At 60.6% G+C, this 25,876-nt stretch carries 21 protein-coding genes; 17 read left to right on the top strand and 4 right to left on the bottom strand.

Annotated features, from left to right (window positions below; translation table 11 throughout):
- The first annotated feature begins 403 nt into the window (after positions 1-403).
- Positions 404-1,837 carry a PTS glucose transporter subunit IIBC gene (ptsG, locus tag C2U37_RS01670; protein ID WP_010673398.1) on the top strand — a complete coding sequence of 478 codons (1,434 nt, stop codon included), beginning with the start codon at positions 404-406 and terminating at the stop codon, positions 1,835-1,837.
- Between the two features lie 163 nt (positions 1,838-2,000).
- Here ptsG and C2U37_RS01665 read toward each other — a convergent pair whose 3' ends face one another.
- From C2U37_RS01665 to map, 4 genes are all read right to left on the bottom strand, one after another.
- Complete coding sequence (locus tag C2U37_RS01665; protein WP_039039426.1) at positions 2,001-2,384, bottom strand: DUF3461 family protein; 384 nt, start codon at positions 2,382-2,384, stop codon at positions 2,001-2,003.
- 273 nt (positions 2,385-2,657) lie between these two features.
- Entirely contained in the window at positions 2,658-3,485 is an 828-nt protein-coding gene (gene dapD / locus C2U37_RS01660) for a 2,3,4,5-tetrahydropyridine-2,6-dicarboxylate N-succinyltransferase (RefSeq protein ID WP_010673400.1), read from the bottom strand.
- A 178-nt stretch (positions 3,486-3,663) separates the two neighbouring features.
- Positions 3,664-6,306 (bottom strand): bifunctional uridylyltransferase/uridylyl-removing protein GlnD, encoded by a 2,643-nt coding sequence (glnD, locus tag C2U37_RS01655; RefSeq protein ID WP_043152301.1) that lies wholly within the window; start codon positions 6,304-6,306, stop codon positions 3,664-3,666.
- Between the two features lie 64 nt (positions 6,307-6,370).
- Positions 6,371-7,159, bottom strand: a complete 789-nt coding sequence (map, locus tag C2U37_RS01650; protein ID WP_043152303.1) for a type I methionyl aminopeptidase — start codon at positions 7,157-7,159, stop codon at positions 6,371-6,373.
- Between the two features lie 358 nt (positions 7,160-7,517).
- Between map and rpsB the strand changes: the two genes are divergently transcribed.
- The 16 genes from rpsB to dnaE all read left to right on the top strand — a co-directional run bounded on the left by rpsB (position 7,518) and on the right by dnaE (position 25,873).
- On the top strand, positions 7,518-8,246 hold the full coding sequence (rpsB, locus tag C2U37_RS01645; protein ID WP_010673403.1) for a 30S ribosomal protein S2: 729 nt from the start codon (positions 7,518-7,520) through the stop codon (positions 8,244-8,246).
- Between the two features lie 104 nt (positions 8,247-8,350).
- The gene (gene tsf, locus C2U37_RS01640; protein WP_010673404.1) at positions 8,351-9,232 is read left to right on the top strand and encodes a translation elongation factor Ts; all 882 of its coding nucleotides are present in this window, start codon (positions 8,351-8,353) and stop codon (positions 9,230-9,232) included.
- 71 nt (positions 9,233-9,303) lie between these two features.
- Positions 9,304-10,038: a UMP kinase gene (gene pyrH / locus C2U37_RS01635; protein WP_010673405.1), complete on the top strand. Its 735-nt coding sequence runs from the start codon at positions 9,304-9,306 to the stop codon at positions 10,036-10,038.
- A 95-nt stretch (positions 10,039-10,133) separates the two neighbouring features.
- Complete coding sequence (frr, locus tag C2U37_RS01630) at positions 10,134-10,691, top strand: ribosome recycling factor (protein ID WP_010673406.1); 558 nt, start codon at positions 10,134-10,136, stop codon at positions 10,689-10,691.
- 72 nt (positions 10,692-10,763) lie between these two features.
- On the top strand, positions 10,764-11,540 hold the full coding sequence (gene uppS / locus C2U37_RS01625) for a polyprenyl diphosphate synthase (protein WP_104451738.1): 777 nt from the start codon (positions 10,764-10,766) through the stop codon (positions 11,538-11,540).
- A 27-nt stretch (positions 11,541-11,567) separates the two neighbouring features.
- Positions 11,568-12,425: a phosphatidate cytidylyltransferase gene (locus C2U37_RS01620; protein ID WP_039039428.1), complete on the top strand. Its 858-nt coding sequence runs from the start codon at positions 11,568-11,570 to the stop codon at positions 12,423-12,425.
- A gap of 67 nt (positions 12,426-12,492) precedes the next feature.
- Complete coding sequence (ispC, locus tag C2U37_RS01615; protein ID WP_041214689.1) at positions 12,493-13,689, top strand: 1-deoxy-D-xylulose-5-phosphate reductoisomerase; 1,197 nt, start codon at positions 12,493-12,495, stop codon at positions 13,687-13,689.
- Between the two features lie 76 nt (positions 13,690-13,765).
- Entirely contained in the window at positions 13,766-15,118 is a 1,353-nt protein-coding gene (gene rseP / locus C2U37_RS01610; protein ID WP_043152308.1) for a sigma E protease regulator RseP, read from the top strand.
- A gap of 34 nt (positions 15,119-15,152) precedes the next feature.
- Positions 15,153-17,576, top strand: coding sequence for an outer membrane protein assembly factor BamA (bamA, locus tag C2U37_RS01605; protein WP_103255025.1), 2,424 nt, complete (start codon positions 15,153-15,155; stop codon positions 17,574-17,576).
- Positions 17,577-17,723: 147 nt separating this feature from the next.
- Entirely contained in the window at positions 17,724-18,236 is a 513-nt protein-coding gene (locus tag C2U37_RS01600; protein WP_029313943.1) for an OmpH family outer membrane protein, read from the top strand.
- Positions 18,237-18,239: 3 nt separating this feature from the next.
- The gene (lpxD, locus tag C2U37_RS01595) at positions 18,240-19,259 is read left to right on the top strand and encodes a UDP-3-O-(3-hydroxymyristoyl)glucosamine N-acyltransferase (RefSeq protein WP_039039449.1); all 1,020 of its coding nucleotides are present in this window, start codon (positions 18,240-18,242) and stop codon (positions 19,257-19,259) included.
- 24 nt (positions 19,260-19,283) lie between these two features.
- Positions 19,284-19,745 carry a 3-hydroxyacyl-ACP dehydratase FabZ gene (gene fabZ, locus C2U37_RS01590; protein WP_010673414.1) on the top strand — a complete coding sequence of 154 codons (462 nt, stop codon included), beginning with the start codon at positions 19,284-19,286 and terminating at the stop codon, positions 19,743-19,745.
- A 2-nt stretch (positions 19,746-19,747) separates the two neighbouring features.
- Positions 19,748-20,539, top strand: coding sequence for an acyl-ACP--UDP-N-acetylglucosamine O-acyltransferase (gene lpxA, locus C2U37_RS01585; RefSeq protein WP_010673415.1), 792 nt, complete (start codon positions 19,748-19,750; stop codon positions 20,537-20,539).
- Entirely contained in the window at positions 20,532-21,671 is a 1,140-nt protein-coding gene (gene lpxB / locus C2U37_RS01580) for a lipid-A-disaccharide synthase (RefSeq protein WP_104451737.1), read from the top strand. The genes lpxA and lpxB overlap by 8 nt, the downstream gene beginning before the upstream one ends.
- A 78-nt stretch (positions 21,672-21,749) precedes the next feature.
- Positions 21,750-22,340, top strand: coding sequence for a ribonuclease HII (rnhB, locus tag C2U37_RS01575; RefSeq protein WP_104451736.1), 591 nt, complete (start codon positions 21,750-21,752; stop codon positions 22,338-22,340).
- A gap of 53 nt (positions 22,341-22,393) precedes the next feature.
- Positions 22,394-25,873, top strand: a complete 3,480-nt coding sequence (gene dnaE / locus C2U37_RS01570) for a DNA polymerase III subunit alpha (RefSeq protein ID WP_041211337.1) — start codon at positions 22,394-22,396, stop codon at positions 25,871-25,873.
- Positions 25,874-25,876: the final 3 nt, after the last annotated feature.

Raw genomic sequence — 25,876 nt, 5'->3', positions numbered from 1 at the left:
CACTTCCCCAAGATCCCGCGAAGAACCTTTTTAATCGGTAGACTAAAATAGAAAAAACAGCAAATGGTTACATTAAGTTACAGTGTGTTTCGTTGGGTATTGGTTTGATTGGCTAAAATACAATGCGAAACAGCACTTTTCATATTTATGGTTTAGCATGAAGATGCCGAAATATATCCGTAATTAGCCGAAAATTCCCGCCGAAATTATCTTGTGATCTCCCCTCCAAATTTTTTATTCGCTTACCCCTGATGGAAGATATTTGCGATCTGCTGGGTTATATTCAGCTGGTCAAAATAAACAAACCCGCGTCGAATTCATGCCGATGAGAGATGATGTTGATGATCGTCTATAAATTGGACTGAAGCGTCTACGGTAAGACATTCCATTCAGGAGCGCACACATGTTAAAAAATGCTTTCTCTAATCTGCAAAAGGTCGGTAAGGCGCTGATGCTGCCCGTATCGGTCTTGCCCGTTGCAGGTATTCTGCTGGGGGTGGGTGCTGCCCACTTCAGCTGGTTGCCGGAAATCGTCTCCCAACTGATGGAGCAGGCCGGTGGTTCCGTATTCGGCCAGATGGCTCTGCTGTTCGCCGTGGGCGTCGCCCTTGGCTTCACCAATAACGACGGTGTTTCCGGCCTGTCCGCCATCGTCGGCTACGGCATCATGACCGCCACCCTGACTGTGATGGCGCCTGTGATGGGTGTCGAGAAGATCGATACCGGTGTGCTGGGTGGTATCCTCGCCGGTGGCGTGGCTGCCTGGGCGTTCAACCGCTTCTACAAGATCCAGCTGCCAGAGTACCTCGGCTTCTTCGCTGGCAAGCGCGCCGTGCCCATCATCACCGGTTTTGTTTCCATCGGTCTGGGTGTCGTGCTCTCCTTCATCTGGCCGCCTATTGGTGGTGCCATCGGTGCCTTCTCCGACTGGGCTGCCAACCAGAACCCGGTCCTGGCCTTCGGCATCTACGGCGTGGTTGAGCGCTCCCTGATCCCGTTCGGTCTGCACCACATCTGGAACGTGCCGTTCTTCTATCAGGCTGGTACCTGCGTCAACGCCGCCGGTGAAACCGTACACGGCATCATGACCTGCTTCCTGACTGCTGATGACGCTTCCCGTGCTGCCGGTAACGGCTTCGGTCAACTGGCGGGTGGCTACCTGTTCAAGATGTTTGGTCTGCCTGCTGCCGCGTTTGCCATTGCGCACTCCGCCAAGCCGGAAAACCGCGCCAAGATCGTAGGTATCATGGCTTCTGCTGCCCTGACCTCCTTCCTGACCGGTATCACCGAGCCTATCGAATTCTCCTTCCTGTTCGTGGCCCCGGTACTGTACGCCATCCACGCTCTGCTGGCAGGTCTGGCCTATGTCCTGACCAACATGCTGGGTGTCGTTCACGGTCACACCTTCTCCAACGGCTTCATCGACTTCGTGGTGCAATCTCCGCGTGCCGACAACATGCTGCTGCTGGTGGGTCTGGGTCTGGTCTACGCGGTCATCTACTACGTGGTCTTCACCGTGGTCATCCGTGCCATGAACCTGAAAACCCCGGGTCGTGAAGACGAAGCTGCCCAAGAGTCCTCTGCCGGTCAAAGCAAGGACGAGATGTCTGCTGCACTGGTCTCCGCCTTCGGTGGCAAAGAGAACATCGCCTCTCTGGACGCCTGCATCACCCGTCTGCGTGTCGGTGTGAAGGATGTGGCCAAGGTTGACCAGGCTGGTCTGAAGAAGCTGGGTGCCGCCGGTGTGGTGGTGGCGGGTTCCGGTGTACAAGCCATCTTCGGCACCAAGTCCGACAACCTGAAAACTGAAATGGACATCTGGATGAAGAGCAACTGATTGTCGCTCCAATATCCGAGTTCCGAAAAGGGAGGCGCAAGCCTCCCTTTTTGCTGGGTTGCGTTTGGTGGCGGGACATGTGCGGGGGCTTTCCTGGCGGCGCCAGCATGGTGTGACCCAATGAAAAAGGCGCCCCTGGGCGCCTTTGCTGCATCAGACCGGCTTAAAGCTTTTCGAGATCCCGTTCTATCTCGCTGATCTTGTTCTGCACCACTTTTTCCAGATGACGCAAGTCGCGCAGTATTTTCTGCTTGATGTCCGGATCGGCGGAAGGCTGGCCGCCCTGGGTCAGATTGTCCAGCTCATCCACCACGTATTTGAGGTTGGCGTTGATCTCGGTGACATCTTTGTACTCATGGGTCCCCGAGTCGACCAGCATGGTCTTGCGCTGGCGGGGGTATTTGAATTTGACGCTCTTGGCGAAGAATTCACCCTTCTGCTTCTTGAAATAGATCTTGAGGATGTCGTGGTTGGCTTCCTGGCGCAGGGTGTAGCTGTCCACCGAGGTGGGTTCCTGGATCCCCAGGCTCTTGAGATTCTCGTACATCGGGCTTCCTTGGTTTGAAACGATCCTGACCCCTCTATCTTACCCGAGTCCGGACGCCTTGCCTGTGACAGGCGCGCCAAATTCAAATTGGTGTCAAAAAGGTCTTCTTTAATCAATGAGCCAAGGGGAGGGGTGAACGCCTTGCCAGCACTGCCATAAGCGGTATCGTCTCATGGGGGGTGCAGTGCTGGTGGGGCAGGGGAGTTGGCGTCCACCCATGAGAGCGGGCATGAAAAAGGGCACCAGAGGTGCCCTTGATGACATCGGCGTGGATTACTCGTCGATGGAGCGCAGCAGGGCGTTGATGCCGACCTTGGCGCGGGTCTTGGCATCCACCTTCTTGACGATGACGGCGGCGTAGAGGCTGTACTTGCCGCACTTGGAGGGCAGGGAGCCGGAAACGACCACGGAGCCGGCCGGGACGCGGCCGTAGTGGATTTCACCGGTTTCGCGGTCATAGATGCGGGTGGACTGGCCGATGAAGACCCCCATGGAGATGACGGAGCCCTCCTCGACGATCACCCCTTCCACCACCTCGGAACGGGCACCGATGAAGCAGTTGTCTTCGATGATGGTCGGGTTGGCCTGCAGTGGCTCCAGTACGCCGCCGATGCCGACGCCGCCGGAGAGGTGCACATTCTTGCCGATCTGGGCGCAGGAGCCCACGGTGGCCCAGGTGTCGACCATGGTGCCTTCATCGACGAAGGCGCCGATGTTGACGTAGGAGGGCATCAGCACGGTGTTCGGGGCGATGAAGGAGCCTTTGCGCGCGGTCGCGGGCGGCACGACGCGTACACCGGCAGCCTTGAACTGCTCTTCGGTGTAGTTGGAGAACTTCAGGGGAACCTTGTCGTAGTACTGGGCATCGTCGCCCTTGATGATGCCGTTGTCGTTGATGCGGAAGGAGAGCAGCACGGCCTTCTTCAGCCACTGGTGGACGACCCACTCGCCGGCAATCTTCTCGGCAACCCGGGCTTTGCCGGAGTCCAGCAGGTCGATGGCTTCCAGAATGGCGGCCTTGGTGGCGGCATCGACGGAGCCGGGGGTGATGGAGTCACGGCGCTCGAAGGCCGCTTCGATGGTCTGTTGCAACTGGGTCATGACAGGTTTCCTTTATAAAATTCTGTTTGTTGTATCACACTTTTCCAATCGTTTTTAAGGGCTCTCGCCGATTTCTTCAGAATTAGGGCGATTTATTGTACTTGAGTGGTCCAACCATTTGTTCTGATTGAGGAATCAATACGTCAAAAAGCCTCTTTCGAGGCTTCATCCGAGCGTGTCAGGCGCTCTCGCCAAGCGGTTCCTGGGGGTTGAGCTGATTGACCAGCCTCTCCTCGAGGGCTTGCTGCTCCTCCGGGTTCAGCGGCTCTCCGGCCAGGGTGGTGAGGCTGAAGAAGTCCTCCACCCGCTCACCGATGGTGGTGATCTTGGCGGCATGGAGGGAGAGGCCGCACTGCTGGAACACGGCACCGATACGGGCCAATAGGCCCGGAGTGTCCAGGGCCGTCAGCTCCAGCAGGGTGTGGCGGTTTTCCCCCTTGTGGGGCAGGAAGACCACCCTGGTCGGCACGCTGAACTGGCGGTGGCGTCTGGACAGGGGCTTGCTGCGCAGCACCAGCTTGCCCGGCTCCTGAAGGGCTTTCTCCAGCGCCTTCTTGATGGTGGCGGTACGGTTGGGGCTGATGGGCTCGCCGTTCGGTTCCAGTACGATGAAGGTGTCGAGCACGTAGTCGTTGCGCGAATTCATGATCTGGGCGTCGTGGATGCTGAGGTTCTTCTGATCCAGTGCCGAAGCCACGGTGGCAAAGAGGTTGGGGGTATCGCGGCAATAGATGAACACCTCGCTACCGCCCCGTATGGGATGCTTGCCGATGAGCACCAGGGGGGCCGGGTTGTCACCGTGGGCGATGATCTTGCGGCAGTGCCAGGCGATCTGCTCCGGGCTGTGGCGCAGGAAGTAATCGGCCTTGAAGTCGTTCCAGAGGGCGGTGACCGCCTCCTGTGGCACCTCGCGCTGGGTCAGGATCTGCCTGGCCTGGCGCTGGTTTTCACGGATCTTGAGGCGCATGTCCGGCGGGTTTTCCAACCCCTGGCGCAGGGCCTTTTGGGTGGCGAAGTAGAGTTCGCGCAGCAGTGTGCCCTTCCAGTCGTTCCACAGACTGTCGTTGGTGGCACAGATGTCGGCCACGGTCAGGCAATAGAGCAGGTCGAGGTGCAATTCATCCCGCACCTTCTGGGCGAAGTCGGTGACCACGTCCGGGTCGTAGATGTCGCGGCGCTGGGCGGTGACCGACATCAGCAGATGGTGGCGCACCAGCCAGGCGACCAGTCGGCTCTCGTAGCGATCCAGCCCGTGCAACTGGCAGAACTCCAGCGCATCCACGGCCCCGAGTTCGGAATGATCGCCACGCCTGCCCTTGGCGATGTCGTGGAAGAGGGCGGCGATGCTGAGCAGCTCGGGCTTGCGCAACTGGGTGAACACCTCGTGGCAGAGCGGGTGAGTCTGGCGGCTGGCCGGATTCGGGAAGCGATGGATGTTCTGCAGCAGCCTGTGGGTATGTTCGTCCACCGTGTAGGCGTGGAACATGTCGAACTGCATCTGGCCGACGATGAGGTTCCACTGGGGCAGGTAGGCCGCGAGGATCCCGTACTTGTGCATCAGGGTGAGCGGCTGGCCGATGCCGTTGGGGTGGCGCAGGAGCGCCATGAAGAGACGGCGGCACTCGGGTAGATCTTGCAGCCAGCAGTTGAGGGTGCGTCTGGCCTCGCGCAACTGGCGCAAGGTGGCGGAGTGGATGCCGGCAATCTCCGGGTGCTGGGCTATCTGGTAGAAGAGTCGCAGGATGGCGGCAGGATCCCGGCCGAACAGCTCGGAGTCCACCGCATCGATGAGGCGGCCGCGTAGCTGGAATTCGTCGCTGATGCGGCGCACGTCCATGGCGGTGTTGCCGAGAATGGCCTCGTCAAAGAGTTGCAGCAGCATCTCGTTGAGCTCGGCCACCCGCCGAACCGTCTGGTAGAAGCGCTTCATCATCTGCTCGACCGGGCCGTTGCCTTCCCCCTCGAACCCCAGCATCTGGGCCACGGTGCGCTGGCGGTCGAACAAGAGACGGTTATCCCCCTTGTTGATGGCCATGTGCAGGGCGAAGCGCACCTTCCACAGGAAGTTCTGACAGTCGAGCAGCTCCCGGTACTCGGCCCGGTTGAGAAAACCGTGGCTGGTCATCTCGAACAGGGTGGTGGCGCCGAAGTGGCGGCGGGCGACCCAGGCCAGGGTTTGGATGTCGCGAAGGCCCCCGGGATTGTTCTTGAGATCCGGCTCCAGCTTGTAGGCGGTGCCGAGAAACTGCTGGTGGCGCAGGGCCTGCTCTTCGCGTTTGGCACGAAAGAAGGCTTCGCTCGGCCAGAAGTGCTGGGGCTGGGTGGCCGCCTGCAACTGCTCGAATCCCACCAGGCGACCCGTGATGTAACGGGCCTCGATGAGGTTGGTGGCAACCGTGATGTCGTTGCGACCCTGCTCGATGCACTCGGCCACGTTGCGCACCGCCTGGCCCACCTCCAGCTTGAGATCCCACAAGAGGGTGATGAACTCGCCGATGCGAAGCCCCAGCACCTCGTCCAGTTCATCTCCTTCGTAGAGGATCAGCAGGTCGATATCGGAGTGGGGATGGAGTTCGCCGCGGCCATAGCCGCCTACCGCGATCAGGGTGAGCTCGGTCCTGTCGAAGCCGAACTTGTGCCAGAGCCTGGTCAGCAGCGCGTCCATGTATTCGGAGCGGGTGGCCACCAGTTCGATGATGTTGTCACCGGCGTCGAAGCGCTCATGCAGCCAGGCGAGAAAGCGGCTCAGATACTCCTTGCAGTTGTCACGGGTGAGCTGATCGTCTGGGAGCAGATGGGGAGAAAGCAGGCTGGCATCCATGGCATGTCACACTCTCGGTCGGGCCGGGTAAAGAGCAACCCCGGCGCGCGGCCGGGGTTGAATGTCAAACGTGGTGGATAAAACGCTCGATAGTGTCGTCGGGGCGCAGGGTCAGGACCTCGCAGCCATCCTCGGTCACCAGCAGGGTGTGCTCCCATTGGGCGGAGTCGCCGCCGTCCTTGGTGGTCACGGTCCAGCCATCCTTCGGATTGACCTTGCAGTGGTACTTCTTGCTGTTGACCATGGGCTCGATGGTGAAGCACATGCCCGCTTTCAGCTCCAGCTTGCCGCCGTTGCGGTAGTGCAGGATCTGCGGCTCTTCGTGGAACTCGGCACCGATGCCATGGCCGCAGTAGTCGCGTACCACGGAGAAGCCGGCCTGCTCGACGATGGGCTGGATGACGGCGCCGATCTCGGTGATGCACATGCCCGGGCGCACCCGCTTGATGGCGGCATAGAGGCTATCCTGGGCCACCTTGCAGAGCTGGCGGCGCAGGGGGGTGGTCTGGCCCACGATGAACATGGCGGAGGTATCGCCGTGATAACCATCCTTGATGACGGTGATGTCCAGATTGATGATGTCCCCTTCCCGCAGCTTCTTGTGGTTCGGGATGCCATGGCAGATGACATCGTTCACCGAGGTGCAGATGGACTTGGGGAAGCCGTGGTAATTGAGCGGCGCGGGGATGGCCTGCTGCACGTCGACGATGTAGTCGTGGCAGAGGGTATTCAGTTCGTCTGTGGTGACGCCCGCCTTGACGTGGGGGGCGATCATGACCAGCACGTCGGCGGCCAGCTGGCCGGCGACACGCATTTTTTCAATCTCTTCCGGTGTCTTGATTTTAATGGACATGGGATCTCTCTTGGGGCCTGATTGCGCATCCTGCCGATGCCCAACAACCAGGTAATGAAAAATAGATGCGTTTGCAATCAGGGCGAAATTTTATCCCCAACCCCCGTTTACTTCCAGTGTGATCGTCATCGCAACGTCATCAGGCGGTCGCACCATGGTCCGGGATCCATTTTTAGCACCCGGGCTGGTGGTGTCATGACCAAAGTTATGGTATAAAGCGCGCCGGAATGGGGAACTCGTGTCCTCATACCATCACCCTTACTCAACAACACACACACATCGACACATATGCCGGGGTGCCTTAACGGGTCGGTTATATGGGATGTGTGGAGGCCTAACCCCAATACAGAGGTATAAAATGGCTAAAGTTTCTATGCGCGACATGCTGCAAGCCGGCGTTCACTTCGGTCACCAGACTCGTTACTGGAACCCGAAAATGAAGTCCTACATCTTCGGCGCCCGCAGCAAAGTTCACATCATCAACCTGGAAAAAACCGTTCCGATGTTTGACGATGCCATGAACTTCATCAGCTCCGTAGCTGCCAAGAAAGGCAAGGTACTGTTCGTAGGTACCAAGCGTGCCGCGTCTGAAGCCGTCAAAGAAGCCGCTGAGCGTTGCGACCAGTTCTATGTTAACCACCGCTGGCTGGGCGGCATGCTGACCAACTGGAAAACCGTTCGTCAGTCCATCAAGCGCCTGAAAGATCTGGAAACCCAGAGCGAAGACGGTACCTTCGACAAGCTGACCAAGAAAGAGGCGCTGATGCGTACTCGCGAAATGGAAAAGCTGGAGAAGAGCCTGGGTGGTATCAAGAACATGGGCGGCCTGCCTGACGTTCTGTTCGTTGTCGATGCCGACCACGAGCACATCGCTATCAAAGAAGCCAACAACCTGGGTATCCCGGTAGTTTCCATCGTTGATACCAACTCCAACCCGGACGGCGTTGACTATGTCATCCCGGGTAACGACGACGCTATCCGTGCCGTACAGCTGTACCTGAACGCTGCTGCTGACACCGTTCTGGAAGCCCGCGAGCAGGACATCGTTGTTCAAGCCGAACAAGATGGCTTCGTTGAAGCTGAGTAATTGATAAGGACTGAAAAGCCCTTATTAACCAAGCTGATGTAATTGGTTAGCAGGGGCCCTTGTGGCCCCTGTTTCTTGTCAATTCAAGACCGAGGATACTGGACATGGCAAACATTTCTGCCGCCCTGGTAAAAGAACTGCGCGAGCGCACCGCCGCTGGCATGATGGATTGCAAAAAAGCGCTGGAAGAAGCCAACGGTGATATCGAGCTGGCTATCGAGAACATGCGTAAATCCGGTCAGGCCAAGGCCGCCAAGAAAGCTGGCCGTATCGCCGCTGAAGGTGTGATCTTCGCCCGTACCGAAGGCAACGTTGCCGTCATGATCGAGCTGAACTGCGAGACTGACTTCGTTTCCAAGGATGCCGGTTTCCTGGCCATGGGTCAGAAGATCGTCGAGATCGCTGCTACCCAGAAAATCGCTGACGTTGACGCGCTGAAAGCCGCCGACTTCGGCAACGGCGAGTCCGTCGAGCTGACCATAACCAACCTGATCGCCAAGATCGGTGAGAACATGAACCTGCGTCGCGTGATGCTGGTTGAAGGTGACAACCTGGGCACCTACGTTCACGGCTCCCGCATCGGTGTTATCACCAAGCTGGTTGGCGGTACCGACGAGCTGGCCAAAGATCTGGCCATGCACGTTGCTGCCAACAGCCCGCAATTCGTCAAACCGGAAGACGTGTCTGCCGAAGTCGTTGCCAAAGAGCGCGAAATCCAGATCGACATCGCCATCAACTCCGGCAAGCCGAAAGAGATCGCCGAGAAGATGGTTGAAGGCCGCATGAAGAAGTTCACCGGTGAGGTTTCCCTGACTGGTCAACCGTTCGTGAAAGATCCTTCCATGACCGTTGCCGAGCTGCTGAAGAAAGAAGGCGCTGACGTTGTTTCCTTCACCCGTTTCGAAGTGGGCGAAGGCATCGAGAAGCAAGAGACCGACTTCGCTGCTGAAGTAGCAGCCCAGATCGCGGCCGCTCAGAAGGCCTAATCGAACCGGTTTTTCCGTTTCCCCAGACCGCGACTTATGTCGCGGTCTTTATATGACCAGGAATCAGTGACATGAGTACCAATCCCAAGCCTGCATACAGACGTGTTCTTCTGAAGTTGAGTGGTGAAGCCCTGCAAGGATCCGAGGGTTTCGGCATTGATCCGGCGGTGCTGGAACGGATGGCCCAAGAGATCAAAGAGCTGGTTGAGCTGGGTGTTCAGGTCGGTCTGGTCATCGGTGGCGGCAACCTGTTCCGTGGTGCCGGCCTTGCCAAGGCAGGCATGAATCGCGTGGTGGGTGACCACATGGGCATGCTGGCGACCGTCATGAACGGCCTGGCCATGCGTGATGCCCTGCATCGTGCTTATGTGAATGCCCGCCTGATGTCGGCCATCTCCCTGCAAGGGGTCTGCGACTCCTACAGCTGGGCCGAAGCCATCAGCCAGCTGCGCGCCGGCAAGGTGGTGATCTTCTCTGCCGGTACCGGCAACCCCTTCTTTACCACCGACTCGGCAGCCTGCCTGCGCGGTATCGAGATCGAAGCCGACGTCGTGCTGAAAGCCACCAAGGTCGATGGCGTGTTCACCGATGACCCGGTCAAGAACCCGGATGCCGTGCTCTATCAGGAACTGAGTTATGATGAAGTTCTTGAAAAAGAACTCAAAGTGATGGATCTTGCTGCTTTTACCCTGGCCCGCGACCACGATCTGCCGATCCGGGTGTTCAACATGAACAAACCGGGCGCGCTGCGCCGCGTGATCATGGGTGAGCCGGAAGGTACCCTGATCCACCAGGCCAGCAAGTAAGGCAAGTGTGAGCCCCAGGCTCGCTTGTCCATTACGCCAGTCAACAAGATAGATACGAGCCGCCCGTCGGCTCGTTCGCCAAAAGGAAAACCACTGTGATCAACGAGATTAAAAACGACGCCAAGGACCGCATGGGCAAAAGCGTAGAGTCGCTGAAGACCCAGATGTCCAAGATCCGTACCGGCCGTGCTCACCCGAGCCTGCTCGACGGCATCCAGGTGGAGTATTACGGTGCTGCCACTCCTCTGAAGCAGTTGGCCAACGTGGTGGCAGAAGATGCCCGTACTCTCTCCATCTCCATCTTCGATCGCTCCATGATCCAGGCGGTGGAAAAAGCCATCCTGACCTCCGATCTGGGCCTGAACCCGTCCAGCAACGGCCAGACTCTGCGCGTGCCGCTGCCGCCGCTGACCGAAGAGCGTCGCCGTGATCTGACCAAGATCGTCCGTGCCGAAGCCGAAGGTGCCCGGGTTGCCATTCGCAACATCCGTCGCGATGCCAACGCCGATCTGAAAGCCCTGCTGAAAGAGAAAGAGATCTCCGAAGACGACGACCGTCGCGCCCAGGAAGAGATCCAGAAGCTGACCGATACCTTCATCAAGCTGGTGGATGACGCCCTGGTTGTGAAGGAAAAGGAGCTAATGGAAATCTAAGCCTCCGACAGGTATATTACGAGCGCCGTGTAGTGCCCCTGCACGGCGCTTTTGTCTTTGTGGGAGAAATGAATGTCGCTTTTGGCAGCGCTAGGCGATAGCGCCAGCTCGTCCTTGCCCCGTCACGTCGCCATCATCATGGATGGCAATGGTCGCTGGGCCCAGAACCGCGGCAAGATGCGGGTTTCCGGGCACAAGGCGGGCGTGAAATCCGTGCGTGAGGCCGTGGCCTTTGCCGCCCGTGCCAAGATGGAGGCGCTGACCCTGTTTGCGTTTTCCAGCGAGAACTGGCGCCGTCCGGAAGGGGAAGTCAACGCCCTGATGGAGTTGTTCATGACGGTGCTGGGTCGCGAGGTGAGCAAGTTGCACAGCAACGGCATTCGCCTTCGGGTGATTGGCGACACTGCCCGCTTCAGCGAGCGGCTGCAGGCCAAGATCGCCAAGGCCGAGGCCCTGACCGCCAACAATCAGGGATTGACCCTCAATATCGCCGCCAACTATGGCGGTCAGTGGGACATCGCCCAGGCGGCCCGGACCCTGGCACGGGCCGTGGCGGTGGGTGAACTGGATGCCGAGGCGGTCGATGAGGCGGCATTGGGTCGTCATGTCTGCATGGCTGATCTTCCCCCCGTGGATCTGCTGATCCGCACCGGCGGGGATCATCGCATCAGCAACTTTGTCCTTTGGCAGCTCGCCTATGCCGAACTCTATTTTACCCCGGTCCTGTGGCCCGATTTTGACGAGGCCGAGTTCAGTGGGGCAGTTGCCTCCTTCGTTGCTCGCGAGCGTCGCTTCGGGTGTACGGGTGAACAGATCCGGGAATTGATCGCCGCGCAACAGACCGGCTAAACCCCGCTCCCAAGAGAGAGGTTTCTTTTGCTAAAACAACGAATTATTACCGCATTACTGTTAGTACCCCTGGTGTTGGGGGCGCTGTTTTTTCTGCCGTTGAAATTCTTTGCCCTGCTCGCCGCCCTGGTCTTTCTGCTGGCCAGCCGTGAGTGGAGTGCCTTCGTCACTGCCCAGCCGCAACAGTGGTTGCCGCTGGTGTTCTGTCTGCTGCTGGGGGCCAGCCTGTTCTGGGTGCCCGTGGAGCAACTCTGGATCCCCCAACTGCATCCGCTGGTGATGGGCGTGCTCTGGACTGCCGTCAGCTGGTGGCTGCTGGGGCTGCTGCTGGTGCTGCGCTACCCGCAAAGCGCCAGGCTGTGGCGTGAATCCATCTGGCTCAAATCCCTGTTCGGTCTGGTGACCCTGGTTCCCTTCTTCTGGTCCCTGGTGGCCATTCGCGGCTACAACTTCTACCACGACCCCATGATGGGGGCCTGGATCCTGCTGTTCGTGATGGGACTGGTCTGGGCGGCAGATTCTGGCGCGTATTTTTTCGGCAAGGCGTTCGGCAAACACAAGCTGGCGCCGGCCGTGAGCCCGGGTAAAACCATCGAAGGCATGCTGGGCGGCCTCTTTACCGCCAGCCTGCTGGCCATCGGCGTGACCTGGTTCATGGGCTTCGTGCCTGCCAAGATGGGCACCGTGCTGCTCTGTTCCCTGCTGGCGGTGCTGGCCTCCGTGCTCGGCGATCTGGCCGAGAGCATGTTCAAGCGGGAAGCCGGCATCAAGGATTCCGGCACCCTGTTGCCGGGCCATGGGGGCATTCTCGATCGCATCGATAGCCTGACGGCGGCGCTGCCCGTCTTCCTGCTCAGCTACCTGTTGCTCGGTCCGGAGTTTTGATGTTTCGCGCACTGATGATCCCGGGAGCGTCCCGCTCCATCAGTCTGTTACCCAATCAGGAGTCTTGATGCAAAACCTGGTGATCCTGGGAGCGTCAGGCTCCATCGGTCAGAGCACCCTCAAGGTACTGCGCCACAACCCCGGGCGCTGGCAGGTGCTGGCGCTGACCGCTGCCCGCAGCGTGGATGCCATGCTGCGCGACTGTCTCGAATTCTCCCCCCGGTTCGCCGTCATGGTGGACGAAGGCGCCGCCAGCGATCTGGCGGGTCGGCTCAAGGCACACGGCAGCACCACCCGGGTGTTGTCCGGTCAGGCAGCCCTGTGCGACGTGGCTGCTCACCCCGATGCCCACAGCGTGATGGCGGCCATTGTCGGTGCGGCGGGTCTGGCACCCACCATGGCCGCCGTGCGCGCCGGCAAGCGCATTCTGCTGGCCAACAAGGAGGCGCTGGTGATGTCCGGCGCCTTCTTCATGGGGGCGGTGCGCGAGCACGGCGCCGAGCTGCTGCCCATCGACAGCGAACACAACGCCATCTTCCAGTGCCTGCCGGTCGACGTGCAGCGCCAGCCCGGTTTCTGCGATCTGGCCGGGGCGGGGATCAGCAAGATCCTGCTGACCGGCTCCGGCGGACCTTTCCGCTATGCCGATGTGGGTGAACTGCACCATGTCACCCCGGCGCAAGCCATTGCCCATCCCAACTGGTCCATGGGGGCCAAGATCTCGGTGGACTCCGCCACCATGATGAACAAGGGGCTGGAGTACATCGAGGCGCGCTGGCTGTTCAATGCGGCCCCCGAGCAGATCCAGGTGGTGATTCACCCCCAGTCCGTCATTCACTCCATGGTGCAGTACAAGGATGGCTCCGTGCTGGCCCAGCTCGGCAACCCGGACATGTGCACCCCCATTGCCCACGCTCTGGCCTATCCGGAACGGATCGAGTCCGGTGTGGAACCTTTGGATTTCTTCAGTGTCGGAGAGTTCAGCTTTATCCGGCCCGACTATGAGCGCTATCCCTGTCTGGCGCTGGCCATGAGCGCGTGCCAGCAGGGGCAGGGGGCGACCACCTCCCTCAATGCCGCCAACGAGGAGGCCGTCGCGGCTTTTCTTGCAGAGCGGATCGGATTTATGGATATTGCCAGAGTCAACGAATCCGTCATGGCCGAGCTGGGCAGTAGTGCTGCCGGCTCTCTGGCGGATCTCATCGCCCTGGACGGTACGGCCCGAGCCCGTGCCCAGCAACTGATAAAGGAGCTTGCCGTATGAACGGACTGTGGTGGCAGCCAGCCCCTCTCCATGCTCTCGAGCGCAGGACTGGACATGACCGCGAGGTACGCGGCTGATGGGCGGGGTTCTGTGGAATATCGGCGCCTTCATCGTGGCCCTCGGGCTGCTGGTGGCGGTGCATGAATTTGGCCACTTCTGGGTGGCTCGTCGTTGCGGCGTCAAGGTGGAGCGCTTCTCCATCGGCTTTGGCAAGGCCATCTGGCGTCGCCTTGGCAAGGATGGCACCGAATACGTGCTGGCCCTGATCCCCCTTGGCGGTTACGTCAAGATGCTGGATGGCCGGGTCGACGAACTCAAGCCGGGGGAGGAGGCGCAGGCCTTCAACCACAAGAGCGTCTGGGCCCGGATGGCCATCGTCGCGGCCGGCCCCATGGCGAACTTCGTGTTCGCCCTGTTCGCCTTCTGGCTGATGTTCATGATAGGGGTGCCGAGCGTCAAACCCGTGGTGGGCGAGGTGCGTCCCGCCTCCATCGTGGCAGAGGCCGGCATCCTGCCAGGCATGGAGATCGTCGGCGTCGGCGGCGAGGAGACCGGTGACTGGGAGAGCGTCACCTACGCCCTCATCAGCCACCTTGGCGATGACTCGGTCCAGCTCAAGCTCAAGGCGGCCAACACCAGCTATGCAGTGGACAAGACCCTGCAGCTGGCAGGTTGGAAATTCGATCCGGACAAAGAGTCACCCATCGGGAGCCTCGGGATAGTGCCCCTCGGTGGCAAGGTGCTGCCCGTGGTGGAGGCCGTGGTGCCATCGAGCGCCAGCGAGAAGGCCGGCCTTCAGATAGGGGATCGCATCAAGGGGGTCGATGGAGAGGCCATCACCGAATGGACCCAGTTTGTCGAGCGTGTCCAGCAGTCACCGGCGCAGCCGCTGCAGGTGACGGTGGAGCGCGGGGGCAGCGAGATGACCCTGACCCTGACCCCGGACGGGAAGAAAGTGAAGGGCCAGCTGGTCGGTTTTGTGGGCTTGTCGCCGCAACTGGTTCCATTACCGGATGAGTATCGAACTCTGTTACAGTATGGGCCTTTGCAAGCCCTGTGGCATGGGGTCCAGAAGACCTGGAGCCTGATCACCCTGACCTTCGACATGATAGGCAAGCTGATCGGTGGCATCGTCTCTTTGGACAACCTGAGCGGCCCCATCTCCATCGCCAAGGGGGCCGGCAGCAGCGCCGATTACGGGTTGGTCTATTTCCTCGGATTCCTGGCGCTCATCAGCGTCAACCTGGGGATCATCAACCTGTTCCCCCTGCCGGTGCTCGATGGTGGCCATCTGGTCTATTTCCTCATCGAGGCGATCACCGGCAAGCCGGTATCGGAAAAAATTCAGGAAGTTGGGTTCAGGATAGGCGCCGCCATTCTGATGTTACTGATGGGCATTGCGCTGTTTAATGATTTCGCTCGCCTCTGAGGCCAGAGCATCAACAAGGACACATAAGAACAAAATGGCTGTTAAAAAAGCATTGGTGTTGAGTTGCCTGCTGGGGGCCAGCTTCCTGGCTCAGGCTGCCCCGGCCTCTTTTGTGGTGCAAGACATTCAGGTCGAGGGCCTGCAGCGGGTGACCCTGGGTGCCGCCCTGTTGAATCTGCCGGTGCGGGTCGGTGATTCCGTCGACTCCGTGTCCCTGGCGAACGCCATCAAGAAGCTCTATGCCTCCGGCAACTTCGAGGATGTCAAGGTCTATCGCGACGGTCAGGTGCTGCAAGTGGTGGTCAAGGAGCGCCCGACCATCTCCAGCATCGAGTTCTCCGGCAACAAGGACATCAAGGAAGAGCAACTGACCCAGAGCCTGGAATCCTCCGGGATCCGCGTGGGTGATCCGCTGGATCGCACCGTGCTGAGCTCCCTCGAGAAAGGGCTGGAAGATTTCTACTACGGTGTGGGCAAGTACTCCGCCAAGGTCAAGGCCATCGTCACCCCGCTGCCGCGCAACCGGGTCGACCTCAAGTTCACCTTCGTGGAAGGGGAAGCGGCCAAGATCCAGCAGATCAACATCGTCGGCAACAACGTCTTCCCGGAAGAGAAGCTGCTGGCCCAGCTCTCCCTCAAGGACGACGTGCCCTGGTGGAACTTCACCGGCGATCAGCGCTACCAGAAGCAGAAGCTGGCCGGTGACATCGAAGTGCTGCGCTCCTACTACATGGACCGCGGCTACATCCGCTTCACCCAGGAGTCCACCCAGGTCTCCATGACCCCGGACAAGAAGGGCGTTTACGTCACCCTCAACGTCAAGGAAGGGGAGCAGTACAAGGTTTCCGGCATCCAGCTCAAGGGCGACCTCATCGACCGCGGCGGCGAAATGAAGGGCCTCATCCCCATCGAGGCGGGCAGCGTCTACTCCGCCAGCCAGGTAACCCATACCGAAGAGGTGCTCTCCAAGTTCCTCGGCCGTTACGGCTACGCCTATCCGAAAGTGGTTACCTTCCCCCAGATCAACGATCAGACCAAGGAAGTGGAGCTCATCGTCAACGTGGAGCCGGGTCCCCGGGTCTATGTGCGCAACATCAACTTCAGCGGCAACGTCACCACCAAGGACGAAGTGCTGCGTCGCGAGATGCGCCAGATGGAGGGCACCTGGCTCTCCTCCGACAACGTCGAGCAGTCCAAGACCCGTCTCAACCGCCTCGGCTTCTTCGAGACCGCGGAAGTGGACACCAAGCGGGTGCCGGGCAGCGATGACCAGGTCGATCTGGACTTCAAGGTCAAGGAGCAGCCGGCGGGGTCCATCAACGCCGGTATCGGCTACGGCACCGAGTCGGGTCTGAGCCTGCAGGCGGGTCTGCAGCAGGACAACTTCATGGGGACCGGCAAGAAGATCGGCATCAACGCCAGCACCAACGACTACTCCAAGAGCGTCGACCTGAGCTATAACGACCCCTACTTCACCGTGGACGGGGTGAGCCTGGGCGGCCGTCTCTACTACAACAAGTTCAGTGCGGCCGACGCCAACATCGTGGACTACGAGAACACCACCGTCGGTTTCCGTCTCTCCAGCGGCTTCCCGGTCAACGAGAACAACCGTCTCGACTTCAGCCTGGGCTACGAGAACAACAAACTGTCCCAGCCCAACCCCTATGTACAGGTGGACGAGTTCTGGAAGGTCTACAACGGCAATCTGGATGGCGACAACCGCATGGTGTTCAACACCGTGGACGTCACCGCCGGCTGGACCCGCTCCACCCTCAACAAGGGTCAGTTCCCGACCGCGGGGGACCGCCAGCGGGTGAACGCCAAGGTGACTGTGCCCGGCATGGATCTGCAGTACTTCAAGCTCAACGCCGAAGATGCCCACTACTTCCCGTTTGATGCCGATCACAAGTGGGTCATGCTGGCCAAGGCCCGGGCCTCCTACGGCGATGGCTACGGCAGCAATGGCGATTACGAGCACGTCCTGCCGTTCTTCGAGAACTACTACGCCGGTGGCTTCGACACCCTGCGTGGTTTCAAGAGCAACACCGTGGGTCCGAAGGCGCTCTACTACTACAACCTGGGTGGCAACGACGTCATCCAGGGCACCGACAGCTCGGTCGGGGGCAACGCCCTGGCGGTGGCCTCGCTGGAAATGATCGTGCCGACGCCCTTTGCCTCCGAGACCTATCAGCCCCAGCTGCGGACCAGCTTCTTCATCGACGCCGGTTCCGTGTGGGATACCCACTTCGACTACAGCCAGTATCAGAACCGTTGCTTCAGTGGTTGCAACTATCTGATGGACTACTCCGACCCGAGCAACATCCGGATGTCGACCGGCCTGTCGCTGCAGTGGCTCTCTCCCATGGGCCCGCTGGTGTTCGTGCTGGCAAGACCAATCAAGAAATACGAAGGGGACGACACCGAAGTCTTCTCCTTCAACATCGGCCGTACCTTCTAAGGGGAGCGGACGCCCCCCTGCCGTGGCGGGGGGAAGCATGATGGGTCGCGCGTTTGCGTGCCTCACCAGGTAACAAGACGATCTCGTGGATCGCTTGCACAATCAGGTAAATCAGGTAGCCCTCGACCGAGGGACCAAGGAGTAAGTGTGAATAAAGCGTTGAAAGTAGCTGGTTTGAGCTTTGCACTGATGGCTGCCGGCATGGGTTCTGCCTTCGCTGAGACCAAGATTGCCGTGGTCGACATGGGCGAAGTCTTCCAAAAGCTGCCCCAGCGTGAAGCCGTTGCCAAGAAGCTGAAGGGCGAGTTCGAGCCGCGCATGCGTGAACTGCAAAAGCTGGAGTCCGACGGTCAGGCACTGGTCGAGAAGTTCAAGAAGGACGAAGCCTTCATGAGCGCCGAGCAGAAGAAGCAGAGCCAGGAGAAGCTGGCCAAGCTGCAGATGGAGTTCAACCAGAAGCGTCAGGCGTTTGAACAGGACAACGGTCGCCGTCAGTCCGAAGAGCGCAACAAGATCCTGACCAAGGTGCAGGCTGCCATCGACGCCATCGCCAAGAGCAATGGCTACGATCTGGTGCTGGAGCGCAACGCCGCCCCGTATGCAGCCAGCAAGCTGGACATCTCCGGCCAGGTTATTTCTCAGGTTAGCAAGAGCAACTAATTGATGGCATTCACTCTCGCACAGCTGGCCCAGCAACTGGGGGCCGAGGTCCATGGGGATGGGACCCGGGAAATTCGCAAGGTCGCGACACTGGAAAAAGCCGGGGAGGGGGAGATAGCCTTCCTGTCCAACAAGAAGTACCGGCATTTTCTGGAGCAGAGCAAGGCCACTGCCGTGCTCATCACCGAGGCAGACCTGCCGTTTTGCCCCACCAACGCTCTGGTGCTCAAGGACCCCTACGTGGGCTTTGCACGGGTTGCCCAACTGCTGGACACCACCCCGCAGCCGGCCATGGATATCCATCCGAGCGCCGTCATCGCGGCGGACGTGCAACTGGGCGAGAGAGTGGCCATCGGTGCCAATGCGGTGATCGAATCCGGCGTCGTGCTGGGTGACGATGTGCGCATCGGCCCGGGCTGTTTCGTTGGCAAGGATACCCGACTGGGAGCGCGCTCCCGGTTGTGGGCCAACGTCACCCTCTATCACAACGTGACCCTGGGCACGGACTGTCTGGTACAGGCCGGCACCGTGATCGGGGCAGACGGTTTCGGTTATGCCAACGAGCGTGGCGAGTGGATCAAGATCCCCCAGCTCGGTGGCGTGACCATCGGCAACCGGGTCGAGATCGGTGCCTGCACCACCATCGACCGCGGTGCGCTGGAAGATACCCGCATCGCTGACAACGTCATCATCGACAACCAGTGCCAGATCGCCCACAACGTCGAGATCGGCTACGGCACTGCCGTGGCGGGCTCCACCGTGATGGCCGGTAGTCTCAAGGTCGGCAAATACTGTATCATTGGTGGTGCCTCCGTCTTTAACGGGCACATGGAGATCTGCGACCAGGCCACCGTCACCGGCATGGCCATGGTGATGCGTCCCATCACCGAGCCCGGTATCTACTCTTCCGGCATCCCCCTGCAAACCAATAAAGAGTGGCGCAAGACCGCCGCCCGGGTGATGCGTATCGAAGAGATGCACAAGCGGTTGAGCAAGCTTGAGAAAAAGCTGGATCAAGAATAATCACGATTGGTATAGGGTACTGTTTTGACTACTGAAAAGAAGAGCCTGGGCATCCAGGAAATCATGGATCTGCTGCCCCACCGTTATCCGTTCCTGATGGTGGACAAGGTGGAAAACTACGAGATCAGCGATGAGCGCAAGACCCTGCGCGCCATCAAGAATGTCTCGTTCAACGAGCCGATCTTCCAGGGCCACTTCCCGGCCAAGCCGGTCTTCCCCGGCGTGCTGATCCTGGAAGCCATGGCTCAGGCCACCGGTATCCTGGCCTTCACCATGGTGGGCAAGCCGTCCCCCAACGAGCTCTATTACTTTGCCTCCATCGACAATGCCCGCTTCAAGCGCCCGGTGGGTCCCGGCGATCAGCTGGTGCTGGATGTGGAGTTCCTGAAGGAGCGTCGCGGCATCGCCAAGTTCACCGGTGTCGCCACCGTCGACGGTGAAGTGGTCTGTACTGCCGAACTGATGTGCGCCAAGCGCGAGGTATAACCGTGATCGATCAGACTGCCATCATCCACGACACCGCCATCGTCCATGAGTCTGCCGTCATCGGCAAAGGGGTTGAAATCGGCCCCTTCACCGTCATCGGTGCCGAGGTGGAAATCGGTGACAACACCTGGGTGAGCTCCCACGTGGTGATCAAGGGCCCGACCAAGATCGGTCGCGGCAACAAGATCTTCCAGCACACCTCCATCGGTGAGGATTGCCAGGACAAGAAGTACGCCGGCGAGCGCACCTTCCTCGAGATCGGCGACAACAACGTGTTTCGCGAGAACTGCACCGTGCACCGCGGCACCACCCAGGACCAGAGCCTGACCAAGGTGGGTAGCGGCAACCTGTTCATGGTCAACGTTCACGTGGCCCACGACTGCATCATCGGTGACAACTGCATCTTCGCCAACAACGCCACCCTGGCGGGCCATGTGCACATCGGTGACTTCGTGATCTTCGGCGGTCTGTCTGCCATTCACCAGTTTGGCCGTGTCGGCTCCCACGCCTTCGTCGGCGGCTGCGCTGCCCTGAACAAGGACGTGCCGCCCTACGTGATGGCCGCCGGCAACTACGCCAAGCCGTTCGGGGTCAACTCCGAAGGCCTGCGCCGTCGTGGCTTCAGCGCCGAGGCTATCTCTGCCGTCAAGCGCGCCTACAAGGAGATCTTCCGCTCCGGCAAGACCATTGAAGAGGTGTTGCCCGTGCTGAGCGAGATGGCCCAGAGCGAACCGGCCATCCAGCTCTATGTGGATTTCCTCAAGGACAATGAGCGCGGGATCATCCGTGCCTGATCCCATTCGCATCGGCATCGTCGCCGGAGAGACCTCCGGCGACATCCTGGCCGCAGGGCTGGTGCGCGAACTGCAAGCCCGCTACCCGGATGCGCAGTTCGAAGGGATCGCCGGGCCGCGGATGCAGGCTCTCGGCGTGAAGGCGCTGTTCGAGATGGAGGAGCTCTCCGTCATGGGCATCACCGAGGTGCTGGGCCGTCTGCCCCGCATCCTCCAGGTGCGCCGCGAACTGCTGCGCCACTTCATCGCCAATCCCCCCGACATCTTCGTCGGTGTGGATGCACCGGATTTCAATATCGGGGTGGAGCTGAAACTGCGCCGCGCCGGTATCAAGACGGTCCACTATGTCAGCCCCTCCGTCTGGGCCTGGCGTCAGGGCCGCATTCACAAGATCAAGGCCGCTACCGACATGGTGCTCGCCTTCCTGCCGTTCGAGAAAGCCTTCTACGACCGTTTCGATGCCCCCTGTCGCTTCGTCGGCCACACCATGGCGGACGACATTCCCCTGGTGCCAGATCAAGGGGCGGTGCGCGAGGCCCTCGGCATCGATCCCGCCCGTCGCTGGCTGGCGGTGCTGCCGGGGAGCCGCACGGCGGAAGTGGGCTTCATGGCGCCGGTCTTCCTCGAGGCGTGCAAGCACCTGACGGTGCACAACCCGGATCTCGGTTTCATCGTGCCTCTGGTCAACCAGAAACGGCGCGAGCAGTTCCTCGCCATCAAGGCCGAGGTGGCTCCGGAGCTCGACATGGTGCTGCTGGACGGCCAGGGCCGCGAGGCCATGATTGCCGCCGATGTGGTGATGCTCGCCTCCGGCACCGCGGCCCTCGAGGCCATGCTGGTGAAAAAGCCCATGGTGGTCGGTTACAAGCTCAAACCCTTCAGCTACTTGCTGGCCCAGTGGCTGGTGAAGACGGATTATGTCTCCCTGCCGAACCTGCTGGCGGACAAGATGCTGGTGCCCGAGCTCATCCAGCACGAGTGCACCCCGGCCAACCTGGTGGAAGAGGTGAGCAAGCTGCTGGACCATGACAACAGCGAGCTCATCGCCACCTTCACCCGGTTGCACGAGAAGATCCGCTGCAATGCGGATGTGCAGGCAGCGGAAGCGGTTGCCGTGCTGCTGGAACGCTAGTGGGCTCTGCCTGTGTGTCAGGCGTGATGTTGTGCTGATACTGGCCCTGCGGGGCCGGTTTTGATTCAAGGCTATGAGATGACGATCGATATTCCCGAAGACAAGCTGATTGCCGGGGTGGACGAGGTGGGTCGCGGCCCCCTGGTGGGTGACGTGGTCACCGCCGCGGTGATCCTGGATCCTGCCAATCCCATCCTTGGCCTCGCCGATTCCAAGAAGCTCTCCGAGAAGAAGCGGCTCGCCCTGTTTGGCGAGATCAAAGAGAAGGCGCTGGCCTATGCCATCGGCCGCGCCAGCCCGGCGGAAATCGACGAGCTCAACATCCTGCACGCCACCATGCTGGCGATGCAGCGCGCCGTGGCGGGGCTCAAGGTGACGCCCGAGCTGGTCTTCATCGACGGCAACCGCTGCCCCAGATTGCCGATGGAGGCCCGCGCCGTGGTCAAGGGGGACAGCCTGGTGGCCGCCATCAGCGCCGCCTCCATCCTCGCCAAGGTGACCCGGGACGCCGAGATGACCGAGCTGGACAGCCGCCATCCCGAGTACGGTTTCGCCCGCCACAAGGGCTACCCGACGGCGGAGCACCTCGCCATTCTGGCCGAACGGGGCCCGCTGCTCGAATACCGTCAGAGCTTCAAGCCGGTGCGCCGCGCCCTGGGGATCGAATAACCGATGCCGATCTGTCTGAACGATTTCTGCTTGCGCAATGAGAGGGCGTGACCATGGCTGATCCCCGCTTCATCCACCTGAGGGTGCACTCCGACTTCTCCATGGTCGACGGCCTGCAGAAGATCGGTCCCATCGTCTCCGCAGCCGCCGCCAACAACATGCCGGCTCTGGCCCTGACGGACCAGATGAACATGTGCGGCCTGGTGCGCTTCTACGGCTCTGCCCACGGCAAGGGGATCAAGCCCCTGGTCGGGGCGGATTTCTGGGTGCAGAGCGACGAGCTTGGGGACGAGCAGTTTCGCCTCACCCTGCTCGCCATGGACAACGACGGCTACCAGAACATCACCCTGCTCATCTCCCGCGGCTATCAGCGCGGTCATGTGCAGGGGCGCCCCGTCATCGACAAGGCCTGGCTTGGCGAACATGCCAAGGGGGTGATCGTCCTCTCCGGGGGGCGCGAGGGGGATGTGGGCAAGTTCCTGCTCAAGGGCAACCGCCAGATGGTGGAGCATTGCCTCGCCTTCTACCAGACCCACTTCCCGGATGCCTACTACCTGGAGCTGCTGCGTACCGGCCGCCCGGACGAGGAGGTCTATCTGCACATGGCGGTGGCCATTGCCACCGAGTTCGAACTGCCGGTGGTGGCCACCAACGAGGTGGTGTTCCTCACCGCCGATGACTTCGATGCCCACGAGATCCGGGTCGCCATCCACGACGGCTACACCCTGATGGACAAGCGCCGACCGCGCCGCTACAGCCCCCAGCAGTACCTGCGCAGTCAGGAGGAGATGGCGGAGCTGTTTGCCGACATCCCGGAAGCCCTGGAAAACACGGTGGAGATCGCCAAGCGCTGCAACGTGACGGTGCGCCTTGGCGAGTATTTCCTGCCCAACTTCCCCACCGGCGACATGACCACCGAGGACTTCCTGGTCATGAAGTCGAAGGAAGGGCTGGAGGAGCGGCTGGCCTTCCTGTTCCCGGATCCGGCGGTGCGGGCCGAGCGTCGTCCCGAGTATGACGAGCGTCTCGACATCGAGCTGAAAGTGATCAACCAGATGGGCTTCCCGGGTTACTTCCTCATCGTGATGGAGTTTATCCAGTGGTCCAAGGACAACGGCATCCCCGTCGGTCCGGGCCGGGGCTCGGGGGCGGGGTCGCTGGTGGCCTACGCCCTCAAGATCACCGATCTCGATCCGCTGGAATTTGACCTGCTGTTCGAACGTTTCCTGAACCCCGAGCGGGTCTCCATGCCCGACTTCGACGTCGACTTCTGCATGGACAGGCGCGACGAGGTGATCGATCACGTCTCCGAGATGTATGGCCGGGAGGCGGTGTCCCAGATCATCACCTTCGGCAGCATGGCAGCCAAGGCGGTGGTGCGGGACGTCGGCCGGGTGCTGGGCCACGCCTACGGCTTTGTCGATCGCATCTCCAAGCTGATCCCGCCCGACCCCGGCATGACTCTCGCCAAGGCGTTCGAAGCCGAGCCCAAGTTGCCGGAGCTCTACGAGCAGGACGAGGAGGTCAAGGACCTCATCGACATGGCCCGCCGCCTGGAAGGGGTGGTGCGCAACGCCGGCAAGCACGCCGGTGGCGTGGTGATCGCGCCCACCAAGATCACCGACTTCGCGCCGCTCTATTGCGACGACGAGGGGCATCACCCGGTCACCCAGTTCGACAAGAACGACGTAGAGTATGCGGGTCTGGTGAAGTTTGACTTCCTGGGGCTGCGCACCCTCACCATCATCGACTGGGCCCTTGGCATGATAAACCCCCGTCTTGCCAAAGAGGGCAAGCCGCCGGTGGACATCGCCGCCATCCCCATCGACGACAAGAAGTCGTTCGCCCTCTTGCAGCGCTTCGAGACCACGGCGGTGTTCCAGCTCGAATCCCGCGGCATGAAGGATCTCATCAAGCGGCTGCAGCCCGACTGCTTCGAAGACATGATCGCGCTGGTGGCCCTGTTCCGCCCGGGCCCGCTCCAGTCGGGCATGGTGGACAACTTCATCGAGCGCAAACACGGCAAGGAGGCCATCTCCTACCCGGACGAGAAGTGGCAGCACGAGAGCCTCAAACCCATACTCGAGCCCACCTACGGCATCATCCTCTACCAGGAGCAGGTGATGCAGATCGCCCAGACCCTGGCGGGGTATACCCTGGGTGGCGCGGACATGCTGCGCCGGGCCATGGGCAAGAAAAAACCCGAAGAGATGGCCAAGCAGCGGGCGGGCTTCGAGGAGGGGGCGGTCAAGAACGGCGTCGACGGCGAACTGGCGATGAAGATCTTCGATCTGGTGGAGAAGTTTGCGGGCTACGGCTTCAACAAGTCCCACTCCGCTGCCTATGCGCTGGTCTCCTACCAGACCCTCTGGCTCAAGACCCATTTCCCGGCGGAGTTCATGGCGGCGGTGATGACCGCGGACATGGACAACACCGACAAGATAGTGACCCTGGTGGACGAGTGTCAGCGCATGGGGCTGACCGTGATCCCGCCGGACGTCAACACCGGTCGCTACCGCTTCAGCGTCAACGAGGACGGCCACATCGTCTACGGCATCGGCGCGGTGAAGGGAGTAGGGGAAGGGCCCATCGAGGCGATCCTGGAGGCGCGGGATCGGGACGGTCCGTTCCGCGACCTGTTCGACTTCTGCAACCGGGTCGACATCAAGAAGCTCAACAAACGGGTGATGGAGAAGCTCATCCTCTCCGGCGCCATGGACAGGCTCGGCCCCCACCGCGCCGCCCTGATGGCGACCCTGGAGGAGGCGATGCGCGCCGCCGAGCAGCACGCCAAGGCCCAGGCGGTGGGGCAGGTCGACATGTTTGGTGTGCTCACCGAAGAGATCGACGACGTCAAGAAGGCGTTCGCCAACGTGCCGCACTGGCCCGACAAGGTGTGGCTGGAAGGGGAGCGCGAGACCCTCGGGCTCTACCTCACCGGTCACCCCATCAACCAGTACAGCAGCGAGCTGCGGCGCTACACCTCGGGCCGACTGTGCGATCTGCATCCCACCTCCCGGGATACGGTGACCACGGCGGCGGGGTTGGTGATCGCGGCGCGCAGCATGGTGACCAAGCGCGGCAACAAGATGGGGATCTTCACCCTGGACGACAGATCCGGCCGTCTGGATGTGACCCTTTTCAGTGAAGCGCTGGAAAAATACGAAGAATTGATGCAAAAAGACCGTATTTTAGTGGTTTCTGGACAGGTCAGCTTTGATGACTTCTCCGGTGGCCTTAAAATGTCGGCCCGCGAGTTGCTGGATATCAACGATGCGAGGGAGCGTTTTGCCAGGGCAATCCGCATCTCCCTCGATGAACAACGCATTGACGAGCGCTTTTTCCCGCGTTTGTGCGAGATTTTGGAGCCCGCCCGTGCCGGAGTCTGTCCGGTTCAGGTAAACTATCGTCGCCCCGGTTCCCGGGTGCGATTGACGCTCGGTACCGAGTGGCGGGTGACGCCCACCGATCAACTGATAGATGACTTGCGAGTCCTGCTTGGACGAGAGCGGGTTGAATTGGTTTTTGATTAGAGG

The organism is Aeromonas sp. ASNIH1 (genome assembly GCF_002934285.1).
Taxonomy (GTDB): domain Bacteria; phylum Pseudomonadota; class Gammaproteobacteria; order Enterobacterales; family Aeromonadaceae; genus Aeromonas; species Aeromonas caviae.
This window is presented reverse-complemented; position numbering and strand designations above follow the sequence as displayed.

Coding starts and splice junctions, on each gene's coding strand:
- lpxD (WP_039039449.1), top strand. CDS start 18,240: ATGGCATTCACTCTCGCACAGCTGGCCCAGCAACTGGGGGCCGAGGTC.
- pyrH (WP_010673405.1), top strand. CDS start 9,304: ATGAGTACCAATCCCAAGCCTGCATACAGACGTGTTCTTCTGAAGTTG.
- dapD (WP_010673400.1), bottom strand. CDS start 3,485: ATGACCCAGTTGCAACAGACCATCGAAGCGGCCTTCGAGCGCCGTGAC.
- glnD (WP_043152301.1), bottom strand. CDS start 6,306: ATGGATGCCAGCCTGCTTTCTCCCCATCTGCTCCCAGACGATCAGCTC.
- rseP (WP_043152308.1), top strand. CDS start 13,766: ATGGGCGGGGTTCTGTGGAATATCGGCGCCTTCATCGTGGCCCTCGGG.
- rpsB (WP_010673403.1), top strand. CDS start 7,518: ATGGCTAAAGTTTCTATGCGCGACATGCTGCAAGCCGGCGTTCACTTC.
- rnhB (WP_104451736.1), top strand. CDS start 21,750: ATGACGATCGATATTCCCGAAGACAAGCTGATTGCCGGGGTGGACGAG.
- map (WP_043152303.1), bottom strand. CDS start 7,159: ATGTCCATTAAAATCAAGACACCGGAAGAGATTGAAAAAATGCGTGTC.
- ispC (WP_041214689.1), top strand. CDS start 12,493: ATGCAAAACCTGGTGATCCTGGGAGCGTCAGGCTCCATCGGTCAGAGC.
- C2U37_RS01665 (WP_039039426.1), bottom strand. CDS start 2,384: ATGTACGAGAATCTCAAGAGCCTGGGGATCCAGGAACCCACCTCGGTG.
- dnaE (WP_041211337.1), top strand. CDS start 22,394: ATGGCTGATCCCCGCTTCATCCACCTGAGGGTGCACTCCGACTTCTCC.
- tsf (WP_010673404.1), top strand. CDS start 8,351: ATGGCAAACATTTCTGCCGCCCTGGTAAAAGAACTGCGCGAGCGCACC.
- ptsG (WP_010673398.1), top strand. CDS start 404: ATGTTAAAAAATGCTTTCTCTAATCTGCAAAAGGTCGGTAAGGCGCTG.
- uppS (WP_104451738.1), top strand. CDS start 10,764: ATGTCGCTTTTGGCAGCGCTAGGCGATAGCGCCAGCTCGTCCTTGCCC.
- bamA (WP_103255025.1), top strand. CDS start 15,153: ATGGCTGTTAAAAAAGCATTGGTGTTGAGTTGCCTGCTGGGGGCCAGC.